Below are 20,301 nucleotides of genomic sequence, written 5' to 3' on the forward strand. Positions count from 1 at the left end.
TGCAACGAGACCTGAACATGGACGACCGCCAACACGCCTTCCTGGCCCGCCAACCTTCCGCAGCCCTGCAAGCCCGTGACCGCTTCTGGGGCATGCCCAAGCGTGGCCTGGCGTTCCTGCTGGCCAACGTCATGTTCTGGCAACCGATGTGGGCCCAGGCCGAAGGCATTGTGGTCAGCGCACCGGGCACGGGCCTCAGCCAGGCAGGCAATGGTGTGCCTATCGTCAACATCGCCAAACCCAACGGCAGCGGTCTGTCCCACAACCAGTTCAGCGACTACAACGTCGGCAGCAACGGCGTGATCCTCAACAACGCCACCGCCCGCACCCAGTCCACGCAACTGGGCGGGATCATTATCGGCAACCCGAACCTCAACGGCACGGCCGCCACCACCATCCTCAATGAAGTCAACGGCGGCAACCCCAGCCAGTTGCGCGGCTACACCGAAGTGGCCGGGCAATCGGCCCGTGTGATCGTGGCCAACCCCTACGGCATTACCTGTAACGGCTGCGGTTTCATCAATACCCCAAAGGCGACCCTGACCACGGGCAAGCCGATCATCGAAAACGGCCAGGTGGGGCGCTATCAGGTCGATCAGGGCAGCGTCGCCATCGAAGGCGCGGGCCTCAACGCCAACAACGTCGACAGTTTCGAAATCATCACTCGCAGCGCCAAGATCAACGCTGAGATCCAGGCGAAAAACCTGACGATTGTTGCCGGCCGCAATGATGTCGACGCTGACACTTTGAGCGCTACAGCCCGCGCCAACGACGGCAGCGCCAAGCCGCAGTTGGCGATCGACTCCTCGGCTCTGGGCGGGATGTACGCCGGCGCGATCAGGCTGGTGGGCACCGAGGCCGGTGTCGGGGTGAAGCTGGACGGGCAGTTGATTGCCAGTGGCGGGGATATTCAGTTGGATGCCAACGGCCACCTGAGCCTGGCGCAGACCTCGGCCACCGGCGCGGTCAACGTCAAAGCCGCGAGCCTTGATGCCCAAGGACCGGTTTACGCCGGCACCACATTGAAGGCCCAGACCCAGGGCAACCTGAGCAACCAGCAGAGTCTTGCGGCGCGGGACAGCATCACCCTGAGCGCGGGTGGGCAACTGACCAACAACGGCATTATTGAGGCCGGGGTCAATGCGAATAACACCCGTAATGCGGCGGGGGATGTGAGCCTGGAGGCGCAGAGTCTGAGTAACAACGGTAAGAGCGTCGTTGCCAGCCGTAACCTCACAGTCGACGTTGCGCAGACGCTGAGCAACAAGGGTGGGACGCTGAGCGCCGGGCAGACCGCCACGGTCAACGCCGCGACCTTGGACAACCAAAGCAAAGGGCGGCTGCTGAGTAGCAATACGTTGAACGTCACCGCCGACACACTCCTCAATACCCAGGGTGCCGTCAGCAGCAACGGCAACCTGACGGCCAATGTCAGGCAGTTGAATAACAACGGTGGCGAATTCACCGGCTTGAGCGGCGTTACGTTGCGCGTTGCTTCGCTGGACAACGTAGCGGGTCTGGTCGCGGCAGGGCAGGGGTTGGATATCAACGCCAGACGCCAAGTGAACAACCGCAGCGGCCGGCTCACTTCAAGCAAGAGCGTGCAGCTCAGCGCTGCGTCGCTGGATAACACCGCAGGCCGTTTGCTCAGTGACGGTGCGCTCACCGCCCGCATTTCGGCGCAATTGCTGAATCAGGCGGGATTGCTGTCCTCGGCCGGACTGCTGACCCTCAACGCGGCGAGCCTGGACAACCGTCAGAGCGGCATCGTCACCACAAGCCAGGCTGCCAGCCTCACCGTAGGCACGTTGGATAACCGCGGCGGTGAGCTGTCGAGCCAGGGTGTCCTGGCGCTGACCGGCACCGAGCTGAGCAACGGCAACAGCGGCAAACTGATTGCCTACGGCGACTTGCGCCTGACCCTGGAGCGCCTGACCAACCAGAGCCAAGGGTTGATCTCCACCCGAGGCGCCCTGGCTGTCAATGCCGGGCAACTGGACAACCGCCAGGGCTCGCTTTATGCCCAGCAAGGGATGGACCTGGACCTGCGCGGGCAACTGCTCAATGCCCAGGGCAGCCTCAAAAGCGACGCCACCGCCAGTGTCAAAGCCGCCGGGATCACTAACGATGCGGGCCAACTGACCAGCATCGGTGCGTTGAGCATCGACAGCGCCGCGACCCTGAACAACCTGAGTGGCAGCCTGATCAGCGGTGACACGCTGTTGCTGAAGGCCGGTCAGGTGAACAACACCTCCGGTCGCATCGCCAGTGCCAAGGCCCTGAATGCCAGCGTCACCGGGCTGGAGCAACAGAATGGCCAATTGGTCAGCAACACCAGCCTTTCCCTCGACCTCAACCATGGGCAATTGAACAACCAGGGCGGGCTGATCAGCACCCCCGGCGCGCTGCTGTTGAACAACCTCGCCGCCGTGGACAACCGCGAGGGTGAGATCTCCAGCGACAAAGCCTTCAGCCTGAATGCAAACAGCCTGGACAACAGCGCTGGCAAGGTCGTCAGCAAGCAGGGCCTCAACCTGACCATCGCCCAGGCGTTGAACAACGCCCAAGGATTGGTCTCGGCCAATGGCCTTGCCGTGCGCGCCGCCAGCCTGGACAACAGCAGCGGCACCTTGAGCAGCGACGCCGACCTGAGCGTGAACGTCGACGCAACGTTGACCAACCTGGAAGGCGAAATTTCCAGCGCCGGCCTGACCCGGCTCAACGCGATGACCCTGAACAACCGCAACGGTCAGGTACTGGGCGATAACGCCTTGAACATCAGCCTTGGCGGCGCGCTGGACAACCGCGAGGGCGTGCTCGGTTCGGGCAAGGTCGTGGACTTCCAGGCCGCGAGCCTGAACAACGGCAACGCCGGTCAGGTGATCAGCGACGGCAGCCTGAGCGCACGCATCAGCGGCCTGCTGGACAACCAGAGCCAGGGCGAAGTGATCGCCAAGGGCGCACTTGATCTGCAAACCGGTAGCCTCGACAACCGCGGCGGTCGTCTCACCGGGGTCGACCTGCTGACCGTGCGCAGCGATTCCCTCGACAACCGTGGCGGCAACATCCGCGCCGACAAAGCGTTGCAACTGACGGTCGCGCAACTGGACAACCGTAACAACGGGATCATCACCGGCAAGGCCGGCGTCGGTGTCGAAGTCACGCGGCTGGACAACCGCGGTGGCCTGCTGAGCAGCGTCGGCCCGCTGAACTTGAAGGCCAATGAGGTGCAAAACGCCCTTGGCCGCATCTCCAGCCAAACCGACCTCACCGCGCTGATCGATACCTTGCAACAGCAGGGCGGCGCGCTGGTCTCACAAGGCAACCTGAGCCTGACCGGCAGCGTTCTGGATAACCGCAACGGTGGCTTGGTCGGCACCACAAAAGCGCTGGATTTGCAGGTTGGGCAGGTCGATAACCAGGCGGGCGAACTGTCCGCAGGGCTGGACGTCAAGGTTGGCGCTCAACGCCTGGACAACAGCGACGGCGGCAAACTGATTGCTGGCAGCGCGCTTGAATTGAAAGTTGCGCAACTGATCAACCAGACCAAGGGCCTGATCCACGCCCAAGGCCGCCTCACGCTCACGGGCAATACGCTGGACAACAGCGGTGGCGCACTCAGTAGCCTGAATGCTTTGGTGATCACACTCGACAACGCATTGTTGAATAACACAGGCCTGATCAGCAGCGAAGGTGAACTGACTGTCAACGCCGGCAGCCTCGATAACACCGCCGGCAGCCTCGGCAGTGCCGGCGCATTGTCGATTGTCAGCCAGGATGGGTTGATCAACCAGGGCGGCTCCATCAGCACCGACGCTGGCCTGAGCCTCAAAAGCGCCAGCCTGGACAATAGCCAGAAAGGCCTGGTCTCGGGCAGCGCCGCCACCCAAGTCAGCACCGGCGCTCTCAACAACAGCCAGGGCGGGCGCCTGACCTCGGGCAACACCCTCAAGCTCACCGCCGCTCAGGTGAACAACGCCGCCGGCCGTATCGCCAGCAGCCAGGCCTTGAGCGCATCGGTCACCGGGCTGGATCAACAGCAAGGAGAGTTGTTCAGCAACACCAGCGTCAGCCTGGACATGAACCAGGGCCAGTTGAACAACCAGGGCGGCCTGATCAACGCCCCGGGCCTGTTGCTGCTGAGTAATCTCAAGGACGTCAACAACCAGGGTGGTGAAATTTCCAGCCGGCTAGCATTCACCCTGGCGGCGCGGAATCTCGATAACAGCGGCGGCAAACTGCTCAGCAATCAAGGCCTGGTCCTGAGGACAGCCCAGGCCCTGAACAACGCCAAAGGGATCATCTCGGCCGCGTCCGTGGACAGCCACAGCGCCAGCCTGGATAACAGCGATGGCCTGATCAGCAGTCGCGATCAGCTCGATTTGAACGTAGATACGCTGCTCGACAACCAGCGCGGTTCGCTGATCGCCGACGGCGCGCTGACGTTGAACGCTGATCGCCTGGACAACCGTGCCGCCAACATCGCCGGCAAAGCCGGGCTCAACGCTACCGTCACCGCGCTGGACAACCGTCAAGGCACGTTGGTCAGCACCACGGACCTGACGTTGCAAGCGTCGAGCCTGGACAACCGCCAGGCCGGTTTGATCGGTGCTACAAAAGCGCTGGATATCAACGTTGACGACCTCGACAACCGCGGCGGCGAGCTGAGCGGTAGCACCGACGTCACACTGGTGAGCAAAAACCTCGATAACAGCGACAGTGGCCAGGTATTCGCTGGGCAGGCGCTGAAGCTCACCGTGGACAAGCTGCTCAACCGGACCAAAGGCTTGCTCAGTGCCAAGACGCAATTGAGCCTTGAGGGCAGTTCCCTGGACAACAGCGGCGGCTATCTGGTCAGCCAGCAGAACCAACGCATCGACCTCAGTGGCGACCTGATCAACACCCAGGGTCAAATCAGCAGCGAAGGCACTCTGGACGTCAGCGCCGCCAACCTGACCAACACCGACGGCAGCCTGTCCAGCGCCGCCAACCTCACCGTTAAAAGCCTGGGCCGCCTCGATAACCAAGGCGGCGAACTGGTGACCGACGGCGCGTTGCTGCTCACCAGCACGGCGCTGGACAACCGTCAGCAGGGCAGCATCAGCGGTAAAGGCGCGGTGAACGTCTCTACCGGCGCGTTCGACAACAGCCAGAACGGACGCCTCAACAGCGGCAGCACGCTGAACCTCAATGCGGCCCAGGTCACCAACCAGGACGGCGGCCGCATCGGCAGCCAGGGCGCACTGACTGCCTCGGTTTCCGGCCTGGATCAACAGGGCGGCCAGCTGTTCAGCAACACCTCGCTGAGCCTGGACATGAACAACGGCCAGCTCAACAACCAGAACGGCCTGATCAACGCCCCCGGTACGTTGCTGCTGAAAAACCTCAACGGCGTGAACAACCAGGGCGGTGAAATTTCCAGCGCTCAAGCCTTCACTCTGACGGCGCAAAACCTCAACAACGACGGTGGCCGGTTGCTCAGCAACCAAGGCCTGACCTTACGCGTCGTCCAGGCGCTCAACAACGTCAAAGGCCTGATCGGCGCGGCCAGCGTCGATACCGTTGCGCAAAGCCTGAACAACAACGGCGGCACCCTGACCAGTCGTGGCAAGCTCGACCTGACGGTTGGCCAACAATTAGACAACCAGGCCCAAGGCCTGATCAGCGCTGCGCAGTTGCTGACACTCAACAGCGGCAATTTGAACAACCAGGGTGGCAGCGTGCTGGCGGGCGGTGCATTGGTCCTCAACGCCATGGCCCTGAACAACAGCGCCAACGGCCTGATCAATGCCCAATCCAGACTCACCCTCGGCGCCGATTCGTTGGACTCCAGCGACGGCGGCGAAGTGTCGGCCAAAGGCGATCTGAACCTGACCCTGGCCGCGCTCAGCCAAAACGGTGGACGTCTATTGGGTGAACAAGCCGTGACGCTGAACCTCGGCGGTCATGACCTGAACAATCGCAACGGCCTGATCACCGCCAAAGGTTTGCTGACCGTCAACGGCCTGCGCAACCTTGATAACCAGGGTGGCGAAATCTCCAGTAGCCAGAGCTTCAACCTCAGCGGCCAGACGATCGATAACAGCGGCGGCAAGCTGATCAGCAGTCAGAACCTGAGCCTTGATGGCGATAGCCTGGTCAACCAGAACGGTTTGATTTCTGGATGGCAAGGGCTGCAGGTCAACAGCTCCAATCTCGACAACCGCAACAACGGCACGCTCTCCAGCCGCAATGGAGACGTCGGCGTCACCCTCAGCGGGGCACTGCTCAACAGCGCTGCCGGTGCTCTGGTCGGCCAGAAAAAACTCACTGTCAGCGCCACCAGCCTGGATAACCGGGGCGGGATTCTGTCCAGCGGCGGCGACCAGACCCTGACCGTCACTGGCGGTTTGCTGAACAACGCCCAAGGCGGCTTGATCGACAGCGGCGCCATTCTGGTCATGAACGCCATGACCCTGGGCAACGTCAGCGGCACCCTCAATGCACAACAAGCCCTGAGCTTCACCGGCACCAGCCTGGACAACAGCGGCGGCAACCTGATCGGCAACGCCGCCGTGACCCTGGATTTACTCGGCGCCCTGACCAACACCAATGGCAAGCTCGCCAGCGCCGGCCCGCTGCGGGTCGAGCGCGCCACGCAGATCAACAACCAGGGCGGCCAGATCGCCAGCCAAGGCCTGTTGACCTTGCTCACCAGTGGCTTGGACAACCGCAATCGCGGCACCGTCGCGGCCAATGATTTGTTGGTCCTGAATACCTCCGGCGCCGTCCAGAATGATGCCGATGGCTTGATCTACAGCCAGAACGGCGGCGTGGAAATCGACGCGGCCAGCCTTACCAACGGCAAGGGTGTGGTGCAAAGCCAAGGAGGGTTGAAACTCACTGTCGATACGGACATCGATAACCAGAGCGGTCGAATCCAAGCCAAGGCCGGCGATGTGAGCGCAACGGGTCGCCATTTCGATAACCGTGGCGGCGTCCTCGCCAGCCTGCAAGGAATGCTCACCACCCAACTGACCGGCGTGCTGAAAAACGGCTACGACCTGAACAACAACCGCCAGGGCGGCATCACCCAGGCCCAGCGCCTGAACCTGACCGCACGCGGCGGCCTCGACAACTACGGCGGGCGCATCTCCGCACAGACCGGCGATGCCACCGTCACCACCGGCAATTTCGACAACCGCAACGGCGGCCTCTATGCCAAAGGCAAGGTCAACGTCAGCGCCAACGATTTCGACAACAGTGGCGACAACGACGGCCAGATCGCCGGCAGCCAGATCGACCTGGACCTCACCGGCGCGTTGAACAACCGCCAGGGGATTATCGAGAGTGACAGCACCCTGGCGATCAAGGCCGCGAGCCTGGATAACCAGACCGGGCAGTTGCGTGCCTTGGGTGGGAGCGGTACGACCAACTTTCAGATTGGCGGCCTGTTCGATAACCGCAATGGCACGCTGGAAACCGCCAACAATGGCCTGATCCTCAACGCCGCCAACTTCCAGAACCTGGGCGGCAGTCTGTTGCATGTGGGCAGCGGCGACTTTGATATCTCCACCGCCAACCTGACCAACGCCGGCGGCAGCCTCGTCACCCGTGGCGGGTTGACGCTGACTGCCAAAAACTGGACCAACAGCAGCGTCATCCAGGCCGGGCGACTGACCGTCAATGTGGACAACCTGACACAGACCGGGACTGGGCAGTTGCTGGCTTCTACCAGCCTGGAGGGGGATGGGGAAAATTGGAGTAACGATGGGCTGATTGCCAGTGATGGTTCGATCAGTCTGGTGTTGGGAGGGAGTTATGGTGGCAACGGGCGCTACAGCAGCCTGGGCAACCTGGCCCTGAGCGCAGCCTCCATGAATCTGGGCAGCACGGGCAGCGTTGCCAGCGGGGCAGACGCCACGCTCAAGATCAATGGGCAACTCAACAACTACGGCCGCATGACTGCCGCCTCCGCCCTGACCGTCAATGCCGGCTCAATCAACAACTACGGGACGCTGGGCAGCGGCGGCAACCTGCGCCTGGTCGCGTCCAGCCTGCTCAACCAGAACGGCTTGATCTTCAGCGGCGCGGACATGGCGCTGCGCGTCAACGACTTCACCAACCGTTTTGCCGACGTCTATGGCACGGGCAATATCAGCATCAGTCGCGATGACAGCAACGCCTGGAGCGCTTCGATTGCCAATATCTCGGCATCGATTGAAAGCGGCGGCGACTTGAACCTGGCGGCGGATCGTATCGAGAACCGCAAGGATGTGTTCGAGGCTACGGGTGGGTTGGTGTCGGGCTACATCGGGATTAAGTGCTACGCCTGTGCAGAGTTCGCTCCGTACGTTGGTTACAAAGAAGACGGTTACATGGTCTGGGTGGAAAACTATACGTCTCAGATCGTTCAGGATTCTGCGTCAGCCAACATGACGGCCGGAAAAAATCTTCTGGCCAATGGGCGCGATTTTCTCAATCAGGCATCGACGGTTAGCGCCGGCGACAACTTGACCCTCAGCCTGCAGACATTCGCCAACAGCGGAGCGTCTGTAGGTGATTACAGCGTGCGACGCTCATTCAACTTACCCCACAACGCCGATGAGAGTATGGCCTTTTGGGAGTCGGTGCTGAACTACAACGCCGCCAATGATCCCTTTTACTATAACCAATACCAGCGTCCCAGCTTGCATGCTTGGAGCGCTACTGATGTCGAGTCCATGTTCACGGTAATTTCGAAGCCTGGAGGTCGCGGGGATAATCCCTACACTTCCTTTGGCATCGTTCATGTTGATGGCGGCCCTGACAATCTTGACCCGGCACACTACAACGACGGGGTGCGTACCGACGCCCCTGCTGCTGTCAAAAACGCCGCCTTCTTCGAAAACACCATCACCTACAACGGTCCCTCGAACTTCGCCAGTGCCGTGGTACAGGCCGGCGGAACGGTGCACATCAATGCAACTCAGAACCTCACCAACAGTGTCGTGCGTGAAGGCGTCACTCTAAATAGCGGTGCCTCCAAAGTAGGCTCGACCCAACTCAGCGGCCAGGTGACACCGGCGGTCATACAGATCAATGGACAACTCCCACCCAACCTCGCGCAACAACAGCTCAACCCGCTGACCCTGCCGGGCTTTAGCTTGCCTTCCGGGCAGAATGGTCTGTTTCGTCTGAGCGGTCAGGGTGGTTCGGCCCAACAGGCGACCCAGGCCAATAGCGCGCCGCAAAGCTGGAGCATGGCCAGCAATTCCATCAGCACCGCCCAGCGACAACAGGACCTGCCGGATACCCAGGCTCGCAGCGTGCAGATAGGTGAGGCTGCGCAACTGGTCACGGCTGACCGGCAGCTGACTCAAGTCACTCGCCAAGCCACCGACAGCGACGTGAATACCCGCACGCTTGATGCAAGTGCGCCTATCGAAAACGGCGGCCATTCCCTGCCAATGCCGAGTCGCAACAGCAGCACGGGCGTTGCGACCCAAGTGGAAAGGATCAATATCACGGGCGCCAGCCTGATCCCAACCGCCCAGGCCGTCCCGACGGTGGGCAATGCGGTTGCCACCCCAGCGTCCAGCCAGACAGTGGCGCGGGTCCAAGGTGTGCCGGATACCTCGTTCAAATCCAATCCACAGAAATACCTGATCGAAACCAACCCCGTGCTCACTGAACTCAAGTCGTTCATGAGCTCGGACTACTTGCTGGGCGAACTCAACTACGACCCCGACCAGAGCGCCAAGCGCCTGGGTGACGGCCTCTACGAACAACGCTTGATCCAGCAAGCGGTAGTCGCCCGCACCGGCCAACGCTTCATCGACGGCCAGACCAGCGATGAAGGGATGTTCAAGTACCTGATGGACAACGCCATCGCCAGCAAACAGGAGCTTGGTTTGTCGGTGGGCGTGACGCTGACTTCGGAACAAGTCGCGGCGCTGACCCATGACATTGTCTGGTTGGAAGAGCATGAGGTGAACGGCGAGAAAGTGCTGGTGCCGGTGTTGTACATGGCTCAGGTGAATAATCGTTTGGCGCCGAACGGGGCGTTGATTCAGGGGGCGGATGTCAAGCTGATTGCTGGTCAGGATCTGACGAATGCCGGTACGTTGCGTGCGACCAATAATCTCAGTGCCTCGGCGGGCAACGATCTGGTCAACAGTGGGTTGATTGAGGCGGGCGATCGGCTGGATCTGTTGGCGGGTAATAACATCGTTAACAAGGCAGGTGGTGTTATTGCTGGACGTGATGTGAGCATGGTCACCCTCTTGGGAGACGTGATCAATGAGCGTTCTGTTGGCGCCACCGGTGACAACACGCATCTGCATCGAGAGTTTGTCGACAGTGCCGCGCGTATCGAGGCGGCAAATGACCTGAGTATCAATACTGGGCGGGATTTCATCAGCAATGGTGGTGTGCTCGATAGTGGGCGAGACACACGCATCGATGCTGGTCGAGATGTGAATATCGTCACCGCTGAACAGCGCAACAGTGCAAACCTCGGAAAGCAGACCTCCAGTATCACTCAATACGGTTCTACGCTCGACGTCGGTCGGGACCTGATTGTCCGTGCGGGTCGAGACATTGCCGAAATTGGCAGTCAGATCGACGCCAAGCGTGACATCGGTATGACTGCCGTCGAAAACATTCTGCTGAGTTCCGCAGCGGATGAAACCCACTCCTATTCCAAGTCCAAGAAACTCACGACGCAAGAAGATCACGTCAAGCAGGTTGGTAGCAGTTTGACGGCGGGTGGCGACGTTACCCTCGACGCCGGCAAGGACATGACGCTGATTTCGACCCGCATCACTGCTGGCGACGAAGCCTACCTGGTAGCCGGTGACAAACTTGAACTGCTGGCTGCACAGGACAGTGATTATTCGCTGTATGACAAGAAGAAAAAAGGTAGTTGGGGCAGTAAGCAAACACAGCGCGACGAGGTGACCAAGGTCGTCAATGTCGGAAGCGAGATCACTACCGGGGGCGATCTGACCATCGAGAGTGGTGGTGACCAGCGATACCAAGTAGCCAAACTCAACAGCGGCAATGACCTTAACGTGTCCAGCGGAGGTGATATCACTTTCGAATCTGTGAAGGATTTGCATCAGGAAAGCCACGAGAAGAGCAAGTCCAGCGCTGCTTGGTTCAGCATGAAAGGTAAAGGTCACACTGACGAGACCGTTCGCCAGAGTGAATTGACCGCCCAGGGTGACCTGGTGATTTATGCGGTGGGCAAGATCCATGCGGATGTGCGGCAGGTCAACAAGCAGACAGTGACCGAGTCCATCGATGCGATGGTCAAGGCTGATCCAAAACTGGCGTGGCTCAAGGAGCTGGATGCGCAGGGCGGTGTCGACTGGCGGCAAGTGCAGGAAATACACACCAGCTTCAAGTACGCGAACTCCGGTCTTGGCCCGGCGGCTCAGATGATAATTGCCATTCTGATGACGGTCTTGCTCGGCCCCGCAGGTGCCGGTCTCGGCGGTTGGGCTTTGGCGGGAGCGTCCAGCCTGGCAACGACCGGTACAGTTGCGACCATCAACAACAATGGAGATATAGGCGCCGGTTATAAAGCTGTTCTTAGCAAGGATGGCCTCACCAACGCCGCAATTGCAGCCATCACAGCCGGTGTGGCCGAGAACTATCTGGGCGACATGACCATGACCAAGCAGGTCAATGGCAAGACGGTAATTGACTTAAGTTCGATCGAAGCCGTCAGCCATTTTGCGGGTCAGCAGTTGATCAACAATGCCTCCGCGGCAGCAATTGCCAAAGCGTTCGGCCGGGATGTGACGCTGGCGGGCATCCTCCAGTCGGCCGTCTACAACACCTTGGCGGCTTACTCCTTCGATCAGGCCGGTAACCTTGGCCTGAAGACCGGTAGCCCGGAGAAGATCGCCTTGCACGCGCTGGTAGGCGGGATGATCGCCGAAGCGTCAGGTAGTGACTTCGCTGTTGGTGCCATGGCAGCAGGTGTGAACGAGACGTTCGCTAACCAGTTGCGGCGGATGGCGGCTCAGATGAGTCCGGAGAACCGCGACCATCTGATGCTCATGTCTTCTCAGTTGTTAGGCGTTGTGGCCGCTGCGGCTGTCGCCGGCGATGACGCCAATGCCCTGCAGACAGGCACGTACGTGGCAGGCAATGCGACCCAGTACAACAACCTCAACCACCACGACATGAGTGATTTTGTCGGGGACATGAACGCCTGTGGTAGCAACGAGACTTGCCAGAAAAACACATGGGTGGGGGGGAAGTACGAACAGATCAGTAACGAAATCACCGATTGGTCGGAGAAGGCTGTCAGTGGTGCTTTTGCCAAATCCTTACTGACCTCGATTCAGGGCGGGCTGACCGCATTGAAGGACCTCAACTGCACGACGGCGACCTGCACGCAGTACAAGGATACATTGACCGAGCGTGCGTTGACCGACTTGACGAACTTGGCCAAGGTGACCGACCAGTGGGAAAACGCAGTCAGCTTGGCTTCGTTGGTCATACCTGGCTCTGGCGGCGCACGGGGGCCTGGCGCTGTTGAGGGAGGGCTTACGCCTCGGGTTCAGGCGGCTCTTGATAAGTTTTTGGAAGCCAGGGCTACCCGTACTGGGGTGTCTACAGGCAAAAATAGCAATCCTTGGAGCGCCGTAACCGACTCAGAGGCTGCGATAAGCGGCTTGCCTAAAATCGGTTCATTGAAGGGTGAGGCAGAAGTTCCCCCACCAAATGCTCCGCCAGATATGGTTCGTTCCATTCAGCGGCAGAATGAAGCTGCGAAAGAGTTTGCAAAAGCTGGGTATGACGTTGAACAATTACCCAACCAAGGGAGTAAAGGCGAAGCGCGTCCTGATCTTCGGATAAATGGAGAACTTGCAGATGTATATTCACCGACTACGACGAGCGCCATCTCGGTGTTGAAAACTGTTGCTTATAAAGTGCAAAAGCAAGCTGATAATATTGTTCTCAATCTTGCGGACTCACCGTTAAGTATCGAAGCGATAGAGCAGGCGTTGAAAGTGAATCCTGTTGATAAACTGAAGCGATTGTTTGTTATGAAGGGTGACAGCAAACGGGTTATTGAGGTCCAGCGATGACTATCACTATGTTCCTGGAAATTGAAACTGGCGCCACACTGGAGCCTATCCAGCATGTTGTGGAGAAAATTGCTAGTGCTGTAACGGTGGGGGAAAATTCGTTAGAAGGAAATTTTTCCGACTCAAATAGCTTCTTTTATTTCGAAATGGTTGATCCGCCCAGTGCCTTAGCTACTGATGGGTGGGTCGTGAATTGGCTGGTAGGGGTCATGGGGGTATTTCATTGCCCCCTGCATGAACTGGAGTCGAGTTGGAACGAGATAAAATATGTCATGGAGGAATTATCTTTGCGAACTTCGGAGCGCTTTATCCTTTCTTTTCAATTTGATAGCGTCTATGCGTTCAATGAGGGAGAGGGTGTTGTGTATAAAAAAAGTATGGTTGTTTAAAAGAGGATTAAAGGGTTATAGATTCATAAAAAAGGCAGATTTGAATGGCACTTACTTAACGGGAAAAGGGGACACCCATTAGCCGGCCAGTTCGGTCATCCCTTCGGCGCGTGCGACTATCTCCATCGCTTTGGCGAAATAGCTCGCATCGCCGGTCTTCAGGGCATCGCTTATGAACTCCGCAACGGCCTCGGAAGTACAGAGGTATTCTGCGGGGTCAAATTCTGTAAAAGTCTCAGTCAATTTGTACTCTCCATACATTTGAAACGGGCGACTCAAAGGTCGCCCGTTTTCATTACTCAGCAGCCTGCGCCCGCAACCGCCTCCCAATCACATCCATCACATCACACCCATCGCGCAACGCTATCGTCAGCATTTTGCAGAAGTCGGAAAGCACCACCGTATCGGAGCTGATATCCGAGCGGAACGCGATGTTCTCCAGCAGTTGGGTCACGGTGCGAATGCGGTAGTCGGCAGTTTCGAAGAGAACGTCGAGCGGTGCTTCGGCGTCGATGAGGAGGACGGTGGGGATGCAGTCGATGCCAGTGATGGGCATGTATCTAGTCATAGTCAGAGCCTCGAAAATTAATGAGCCTCTCTGTAAGTCGGGTCGCCAAACCCGGTCGCCTTTTAGGGCGACGAGGGACTATAGGCCGCCCCGTTCCCGAGCCACAAGACATCACTTTCCGAGCTTTGTGTAGGACCTTTGGCCTTGCCTCAGTCGGCTTTGGCACCGCGGCGGGTCAGGCGACGCAGGCGACTGCTGCGCAGTCGAGCGGGAGCAAGCTCCCTCGCCACGGAGCGATGCTCGGCCTAAGGATTGGGTTTTACCCGTATCAGCAGCCATGTGGCTTGGTCTCTTCATACTTCATTACGATGGCGGAGCAAGTCCCCCGTTTCCTTCACTACGACCTGCTGTAATTCTGTCCGTCTGTTTCGCAGGAGGTTTCCACGTCTGTGCAGGATCTTTCGTACTTTTTTACGGGATGCGTCTGATTTCAGAGGGACGGTTTCGACAGTAGTCTTCGGTAAAGAGGCGCCCTGCGTCGAACCATTGGCTTGATCAAAGCGATGATTGGCAGGGTCGTGTACACCGAGCTGCGGATCAATGTGTCCGCATCATCTCCTTCCGAAAAGCCACTAAACAGGAGGCCATACGTTATGTCGAAAGCGTCGAAAACTGACTGGGGACGCTTGGCCAAGTTGAATGATGCGGACATTGACGCCAGCGATATCCCCGAACTGGGTGAGAGTTTCTACCGTCGCGCCGAGCTGCGTGTGCCGGTAAAGCAGGCGGTTACTATTTGCCTCGGTGCCGATGTGCTGGAGTGCTTTAAGGGGCAGGGCGAGGGTTATCAGGCATGCATCAATCAGCTTCTTCGCCATTACATACAGGCCCGTCCTGGACTACGAGGATTACCCCTGATGTACATGCGCAATCCTCCCCACCCCGGGGAATTCATTACCAAGATTTATCTAGAGCCGAACGGCATCAGCGGTCGTGAGTTGGCAGAAAAACTCGATGTAGCGCCCTCGACACTGAGTCGTGTCTTGAAGGGCACCAGCCGCGTTTCGCCGGAAATGGCATTGCGGTTGTCTGTAGCGCTTGGCCGCTCGCCGGAGAGTTGGCTGGCGATGCAGGATGCTTATGATCTGTGGGTGGCTCGTTAGCATGTTGATTTGTTGCGGGTAAGAAAGCTCGCTTTCGCCTGAGTCGTCCCCAAACATCGCCGGAGTTGGGGATTTGAGACAGACCAATCGAGATCGGCTTGTCTTTTAAACCTAGTTTGGTCCGGTTCTCGTCTGGAAAACAGGCGCCCCTCAGTTGCCCATCCTTTCATTACTCCGTTATTTACGCTGGCAGGCGTAGAAGGCGACTGCTGCGCAGTCGAGCGGGAGCAAGCTCCCTCGCCACGGGGGCTGTGCTCGACTTGGGGGTGGGGTCAGCCATGGCAGCAGCTGTGTGGCTTGGCCTCGTCGTATTTATCGTGATGGCGCACCCAGTCCATGATTTCGTCTTCGTTGCGGCCCTTGGGCGTCAGGTCGAGGTAGTTGTAGGTGCCGACCAGAATGTCGAGGCCGCGGGCGTAGGTGGAGTAGGTGTGGAAGATGTCGCCGGCTTCGTTGCGATAGAAGACGCTCAGGCCGGGGAGTTCGCCTTCGGTGGTGTCGGTTTTTTCGTAGTTGTAGGTGGCTTTTCCACCGGCGGTGTCTTCGGTTTTGAAGCTGACGCCGAAGTCGTAGTTGAAGTCGCAGCCGTTGGATGAGACCCAGTCGAACGCCCAGCCCATGCGGCGTTTGAACGCCTGGAACTCGGCGAACGGGGCGCGGGAGACGGCGACCACGGCCACGTCATGGTGGGCCAGGTGTTGGTTGGCGCCGTCGATGTGGTCGGACAGGAACGAGCAGCCATCACAGCCTTCTGTCCAGCCAGGGCCGAACATGAAGTGGTAGACGATCAGTTGGCTGCGGCCGCCGAACAGGTCGGCCAGGTTCAGTTCGCCGTGGGGGCCTTGGAAGCGGTAGGGTTTGTCGATTTTTACCCAGGGCAGGGCGCGGCGTTCGGCGCTGAGTTTGTCCCGTTCGCGGGTGAAGGCTTTTTCGTGGGCCAGGTGTTGGCGGCGGGCGGCGAGCCATTCTTCCCGCGAGACGACCGGATGATTCTCTACGTTCATGGTGATTTCTCCTGCATGGCAGAGCTGCTGAGTGGGCGCTTCAGCAACTGGTCGTTTGGCCTTCGATGTATTCGACAGGCCGTTGGTCGGTTCAAGGCAGAGACCACCCGGAAACCCGGCTGAACGGCGGCGCGGCACCTCGGTCACAACCTAGGTAGGCATCTCACTCTTCAGAGGATGGACCAGGATGACGACTTATAACTGGGACTTGATCGAAAAGTTGTTGCACGAAGTGCAGAACGGCGCCGGCCACAGTTTTACCCCTCGGCCTTATGCGGAGGAATACGCGGCTCAGAAGGCGGCGGCGGGTGAGGAGATCGAGAACCTCGATCATCTGAAAGCGGTCGCCGGGGAGTATGAAAAATTACTGCTGGAGCGTGGCTATATCGAGCCGCGGCCGGAGGAAGAGGGCGGTAATGGCGAGAACTTCGTGCTGACGCCCCGTGGCTCGCGGTTGTTGAGCCTGATCGACAGCAGCATTCCGGGCAATGATCATCCGCGCCAGGTGCTGGATGAGCAGGAAGATGCGTTGGATGAGCTTACTTTTGATGATTTGGCGTCCAAGGCGCAGATTGCCTGAGAGGCCTGCGCTGAGCCCTGTGGGAGCGGCTTGTGTGGGAGCTGGGCTTGCCCGCGATAGCATCACCTCGGTTCACCTGATAGACCGAGTAGCCTGCATCGCGGGCAAGCCCCGCTCCCACACAAGCTCGCTCCCACATTGGATCTTCAGTGGTTTTAAGAGCGTGCTGCTTTCAGGCACTTCAAATCAGTGAAATCCTTCTTCACTCCGTCGATTTTCTTCAGCAGCCGTTCGCGCTGGGGCGGGGTGCTTTCGGCCATCAGGTCCACCAGCAGGCTGCGGGCCTGGGCTTCGGTTTTGCTGAAGGCTTCGCGGTAGGCGGGCGTCCAGAGGCTTTCGCGGTTGACCAGCAACTGCTCGATGCGTTTGGGAAAGTCAGGGTTGTGACGTTGGGCCACGGCTTCGCTGAACTGGTTTTGCCAGTGGGCGCGGTTGGCGATCCATTGCTGGTTCTGATCGCCCAGGGCAGTGGACCAGGCAACCACCCGCTGGCGCTGGGCGTCGTTGAGCGGGCCGAGCCAGTCGTTCAGGCGTTTGACCATGCGCTCGCTGCGCTCCTGGATCTGCTCCTGCAATGTCGGCTTGAGGTATTGCTGCTGGCGTTTGCGCTGGTCTTTGACGAAAGAGGCGTCCATGTCGTCGACTTGTTCGTCACTCAGGCCTTGCAGCAATTCGATGGCCGAGGGGGTGATGGCCCGGGCGGTTTCGGCGATGGCGGCCTTGGCTTCCTGGGTCCGTTGTTGCAGGGCTTCGTCGGTCACCTGATTGGTTTGCACCATGGTTTTCAAGCGATCCAGCCAGTCGACGTAGCCGGGCAATTGCGTCGTGCAGTGCCAGGTCAGGTGTTCCTTGAGGCGTTCGTTGAACCAGTCTTTTTGCTCGCCTTTGATCTCCAGGTAATCGTTGAGGGTCCAGGGGATGATCAGGTCGAGGTTGCGGTAGGCCAGGCCTACGCGGCTGCAGGCGGTCAGCGTCAGCAGCAGGGCAATGAACAGGGCGGTGCGGGTCAACCAGCGCGACATGAGCGAGTCCTTGCAAAAGCGTAGGTGCTTTGTTGGAGCATGGCAGGCACGCAGCAGTTCAGCCGATCGAATACGTAACGCTTAGTAAAAAGGATGGGCCATCTTGAGGGTCAGCAGGCTGTCGCATTCGCTGTTGTGGCCGGAATACGCCGAGCAACTGCTGCCGCTGAGGCTTGAGTCGCTGTAGATCAGGTCCAGGTCGAGGCCCTTCCACGGACGGGAAATTTTCAACGACCAGTCGCTGAAACTGCCTACATAACCGTTCTCGACCGAGACCGGCGTATTGAGCTGGTGGGTGGTGTATTTGGCGCTGATGCCAATGCCGAACGGCACGTTGCCGCCCAGGTCGGCGAACAGCGTGCTGTTCTGTTTGTCCGGATCGTTGCTCAGGGCCGCGCCGAAACGGCTGCCGAGCACGGTCAGGCCGCCGTAGAACTCCTGGCTGTCGAGGGTATCGACGGTGGGGTAGCTGTAGTGGATCAGGCCGACTTCGTAGCCCAGGGTCTGGTCGAAGGGTTGTTTAAAGCCTATGTAGGAATCCACCTCCAGATCAGCGGACACGCCGGCGCTGGGTGACCACTGGCCAACATACCAACCGCTGTCGTGGCTCAGGTCCAGGCCTCCATGGAACGAACCGGTGCTCGACGGCGTGACCAGGCCCTGGGCCATGCTGCGGCTGGGGGTGGTGCCGAGTTTGAGGTCGAAGTCGCCGAGTTCGCGTTGGAACACCTGCCCCTGGGCGAGGGAGCACGTCAGCAGGCTGATCGCCAGCGCAACAATAGGAATACGCATGCTTCACTCCATGAAATAGCGAGGAGCAGGAACTAAGCTGAAACGCTTGAGCTAGAGAGGTGCAAGGATACCGGCGAATGAGCGGCAGCGAAGGCCGTTCGTCGATTCATGGGAAATGGATAGGGCGGGGGAGGGTTCCAGTCCAAGCGCTTCGAAGCTCAAAGCGCTTTGGGACCAGGTGACGCGCAGGTTACTTCTTGCCCAGGCTGATCTGCTTGGACGGGCCGAATGTCTGGCCGCTGACGCCTTTGGCAATTTGCTGGATCTCGCCGCCGGACTTGAGGAACGCAGCGATCTGGTCGTTGATCGACTCGCTGGTTTCAACGGCTGGAGCTGGCTTTGCTTTGCTGTTGGATGCTTTTACGCGCATGACGGCCATTAACCTGTAGATAATTAATTGGGCCAGGCATCGTACAGGAAATACTTGACAATTGCTTGGTAAATATCCTTCTGAATTATCGCTGGCGTGACGGGAATAATCTGCCGTTATCCGGCAATAATTGCCCTAAGCCTCTGTTTTAAATAACAACCGTGTGAAGAATATTGTGCCGAGAAAGGACGGCATGCACCGTCTCCGGCCTGACGAATGGCTGTGCCTCGGACGAAAACCCAGGAAAATCAACGGTTGTGCCAGGCCTTCCAGGCAAACCTTGCCGGCGGCCACGAATCGCGCCGCAAAACCGGGTAGAATGCCGCCCACGCAATGAGGGTATTGGAAATGGCTTTAGTCGGGCGCTACAACAGTTTGCAAGTGGTTAAACACACTAACTTCGGTTTATATCTGGACGGCGGTGCGGACGGCGAAATCCTGCTGCCCAATCGATATATTCCCAAGGATATTCCCAGTGAAGATGAAGACTGGCTCAATGTTTTCATTTATCTGGACAGCGACGATAAATTGATCGCCACCACGGAAAAACCCAAGGTTCAGGTCGGTGAATTTGCCAGCCTGAAAGTGGTTGAGGTCAACAGCATCGGCGTGTTCCTGGACTGGGGCCTGCCCAAGGACCTGTTGCTGCCGTATTCCGAAGAAAAGCGCCAGATGACCGCCGGCGAATACTGCGTGGTGCACGTCTACCTCGACAAGCACACCCGCCGCATCACCGCCACGGCGCGCCTGGATCGTTATCTGGACAAGACCCCGGCCAACTACACGCCGGGCCAGGAAGTGGATTTGCTGGTCGCCGAAGCCACCGACATGGGGTTCAAGGCGATCATCAATAACAAGCACTGGGGCTTGATCCACAAGAACGAAATCTTCAAGTTCATGCGCGCCGGCATGCAGGAAAAAGGCTTCATCAAGGAGATTCGCCCGGACGGCAAGATCAGCCTGAGCCTGCAGCCGGTGGGCCAGGAAGCCGCCACCAGCCTGAACGCCAAGATCCTCGCCAAGTTGCGAGAGAACAACGGCACCCTGGCGGTCAGCGACAAGAGCGACCCGGCGCTGATCAGCAGCCTGTTTGGCGTGAGCAAGGGCAACTTCAAGAAGGCCATTGGTGCGCTGTACAAGAATGGGCAGATTGTCATTCATGCCGATCGCATTGAATTGAGCTAACTGCACACAATTCCTGTGGCGAGGGAGCTTGCTCCCGCTGGGCTGCGAAGCAGCCCCAAACCAGGTGCACTCAATCCAAGCTGACACACCGAGGTGGCATGTTCGAAGGGGCCGCTTCGCGCCCCAGCGGGAGCAAGCTCCCTCGCCACAGGTTGACCTTCGCTGTATACAAAATCCTGCACCTTTAGCATGCACCCGCGCCCTGTTCGTGGGCGTATGCC

At 58.9% G+C, this 20,301-nt stretch carries 10 protein-coding genes and 2 pseudogenes; 6 read left to right on the forward strand and 6 right to left on the reverse strand.

Annotated features, from left to right (window positions below; translation table 11 throughout):
• The first annotated feature begins 17 nt into the window (after nucleotides 1-17).
• On the forward strand, nucleotides 18-13,067 hold the full coding sequence (locus IB266_RS26600) for a filamentous hemagglutinin N-terminal domain-containing protein (RefSeq protein WP_192263439.1): 13,050 nt from the start codon (nucleotides 18-20) through the stop codon (nucleotides 13,065-13,067).
• The gene (locus tag IB266_RS26605) at nucleotides 13,064-13,456 is read left to right on the forward strand and encodes a hypothetical protein (protein WP_192263441.1); all 393 of its coding nucleotides are present in this window, start codon (nucleotides 13,064-13,066) and stop codon (nucleotides 13,454-13,456) included. The genes IB266_RS26600 and IB266_RS26605 overlap by 4 nt, the downstream gene beginning before the upstream one ends.
• 84 nt (nucleotides 13,457-13,540) lie before the next feature.
• Here the strand turns inward: IB266_RS26605 and IB266_RS26610 are convergent.
• Both IB266_RS26610 and IB266_RS26615 read right to left on the reverse strand, forming a co-directional pair.
• A pseudogene (locus tag IB266_RS26610) lies at nucleotides 13,541-13,699 on the reverse strand (transcriptional regulator); the annotation flags it as partial.
• 52 nt (nucleotides 13,700-13,751) lie between these two features.
• Nucleotides 13,752-14,024 carry a hypothetical protein gene (locus tag IB266_RS26615; protein WP_192263443.1) on the reverse strand — a complete coding sequence of 91 codons (273 nt, stop codon included), beginning with the start codon at nucleotides 14,022-14,024 and terminating at the stop codon, nucleotides 13,752-13,754.
• Nucleotides 14,025-14,617: 593 nt separating this feature from the next.
• On the opposite strand from IB266_RS26615, the pseudogene IB266_RS26620 reads away from it, so the two are divergent.
• Both IB266_RS26620 and IB266_RS26625 read left to right on the forward strand, forming a co-directional pair.
• A pseudogene (locus IB266_RS26620) lies at nucleotides 14,618-14,857 on the forward strand (BrnA antitoxin family protein); the annotation flags it as partial.
• 24 nt (nucleotides 14,858-14,881) lie between these two features.
• Nucleotides 14,882-15,127: a HigA family addiction module antitoxin gene (locus tag IB266_RS26625; protein WP_192263474.1), complete on the forward strand. Its 246-nt coding sequence runs from the start codon at nucleotides 14,882-14,884 to the stop codon at nucleotides 15,125-15,127.
• A 272-nt stretch (nucleotides 15,128-15,399) separates the two neighbouring features.
• Here IB266_RS26625 and IB266_RS26630 read toward each other — a convergent pair whose 3' ends face one another.
• Nucleotides 15,400-16,131, reverse strand: coding sequence for a DUF899 domain-containing protein (locus IB266_RS26630; RefSeq protein ID WP_192263445.1), 732 nt, complete (start codon nucleotides 16,129-16,131; stop codon nucleotides 15,400-15,402).
• Between the two features lie 187 nt (nucleotides 16,132-16,318).
• On the opposite strand from IB266_RS26630, the gene IB266_RS26635 reads away from it, so the two are divergent.
• The gene (locus IB266_RS26635) at nucleotides 16,319-16,711 is read left to right on the forward strand and encodes a transcriptional regulator (protein WP_192263447.1); all 393 of its coding nucleotides are present in this window, start codon (nucleotides 16,319-16,321) and stop codon (nucleotides 16,709-16,711) included.
• Between the two features lie 155 nt (nucleotides 16,712-16,866).
• Here IB266_RS26635 and IB266_RS26640 read toward each other — a convergent pair whose 3' ends face one another.
• The 3 genes from IB266_RS26640 to IB266_RS26650 form a co-directional block, all read right to left on the reverse strand.
• On the reverse strand, nucleotides 16,867-17,733 hold the full coding sequence (locus IB266_RS26640; protein WP_192263449.1) for a DUF6279 family lipoprotein: 867 nt from the start codon (nucleotides 17,731-17,733) through the stop codon (nucleotides 16,867-16,869).
• A gap of 81 nt (nucleotides 17,734-17,814) precedes the next feature.
• Nucleotides 17,815-18,525: a TorF family putative porin gene (locus IB266_RS26645; RefSeq protein ID WP_060738696.1), complete on the reverse strand. Its 711-nt coding sequence runs from the start codon at nucleotides 18,523-18,525 to the stop codon at nucleotides 17,815-17,817.
• A 190-nt stretch (nucleotides 18,526-18,715) separates the two neighbouring features.
• Nucleotides 18,716-18,904 carry a hypothetical protein gene (locus IB266_RS26650; RefSeq protein ID WP_018607615.1) on the reverse strand — a complete coding sequence of 63 codons (189 nt, stop codon included), beginning with the start codon at nucleotides 18,902-18,904 and terminating at the stop codon, nucleotides 18,716-18,718.
• 339 nt (nucleotides 18,905-19,243) lie between these two features.
• Here IB266_RS26650 and IB266_RS26655 point away from each other — a divergent pair, with 339 nt between their 5' ends.
• Nucleotides 19,244-20,080, forward strand: coding sequence for a S1 RNA-binding domain-containing protein (locus IB266_RS26655; RefSeq protein ID WP_060738695.1), 837 nt, complete (start codon nucleotides 19,244-19,246; stop codon nucleotides 20,078-20,080).
• The last annotated feature ends 221 nt before the right edge of the window (nucleotides 20,081-20,301 follow it).

It is taken from the genome of Pseudomonas sp. Pdm06, from assembly GCF_014851795.1.
GTDB classification, from domain to species: domain Bacteria; phylum Pseudomonadota; class Gammaproteobacteria; order Pseudomonadales; family Pseudomonadaceae; genus Aquipseudomonas; species Aquipseudomonas fluorescens_AA.

Coding starts and splice junctions, on each gene's coding strand:
- IB266_RS26600 (WP_192263439.1), top strand. CDS start 18: ATGGACGACCGCCAACACGCCTTCCTGGCCCGCCAACCTTCCGCAGCC.
- IB266_RS26605 (WP_192263441.1), top strand. CDS start 13,064: ATGACTATCACTATGTTCCTGGAAATTGAAACTGGCGCCACACTGGAG.
- IB266_RS26615 (WP_192263443.1), bottom strand. CDS start 14,024: ATGACTAGATACATGCCCATCACTGGCATCGACTGCATCCCCACCGTC.
- IB266_RS26625 (WP_192263474.1), top strand. CDS start 14,882: ATGTACATGCGCAATCCTCCCCACCCCGGGGAATTCATTACCAAGATT.
- IB266_RS26630 (WP_192263445.1), bottom strand. CDS start 16,131: ATGAACGTAGAGAATCATCCGGTCGTCTCGCGGGAAGAATGGCTCGCC.
- IB266_RS26635 (WP_192263447.1), top strand. CDS start 16,319: ATGACGACTTATAACTGGGACTTGATCGAAAAGTTGTTGCACGAAGTG.
- IB266_RS26640 (WP_192263449.1), bottom strand. CDS start 17,733: ATGTCGCGCTGGTTGACCCGCACCGCCCTGTTCATTGCCCTGCTGCTG.
- IB266_RS26645 (WP_060738696.1), bottom strand. CDS start 18,525: ATGCGTATTCCTATTGTTGCGCTGGCGATCAGCCTGCTGACGTGCTCC.
- IB266_RS26650 (WP_018607615.1), bottom strand. CDS start 18,904: ATGGCCGTCATGCGCGTAAAAGCATCCAACAGCAAAGCAAAGCCAGCT.
- IB266_RS26655 (WP_060738695.1), top strand. CDS start 19,244: ATGGCTTTAGTCGGGCGCTACAACAGTTTGCAAGTGGTTAAACACACT.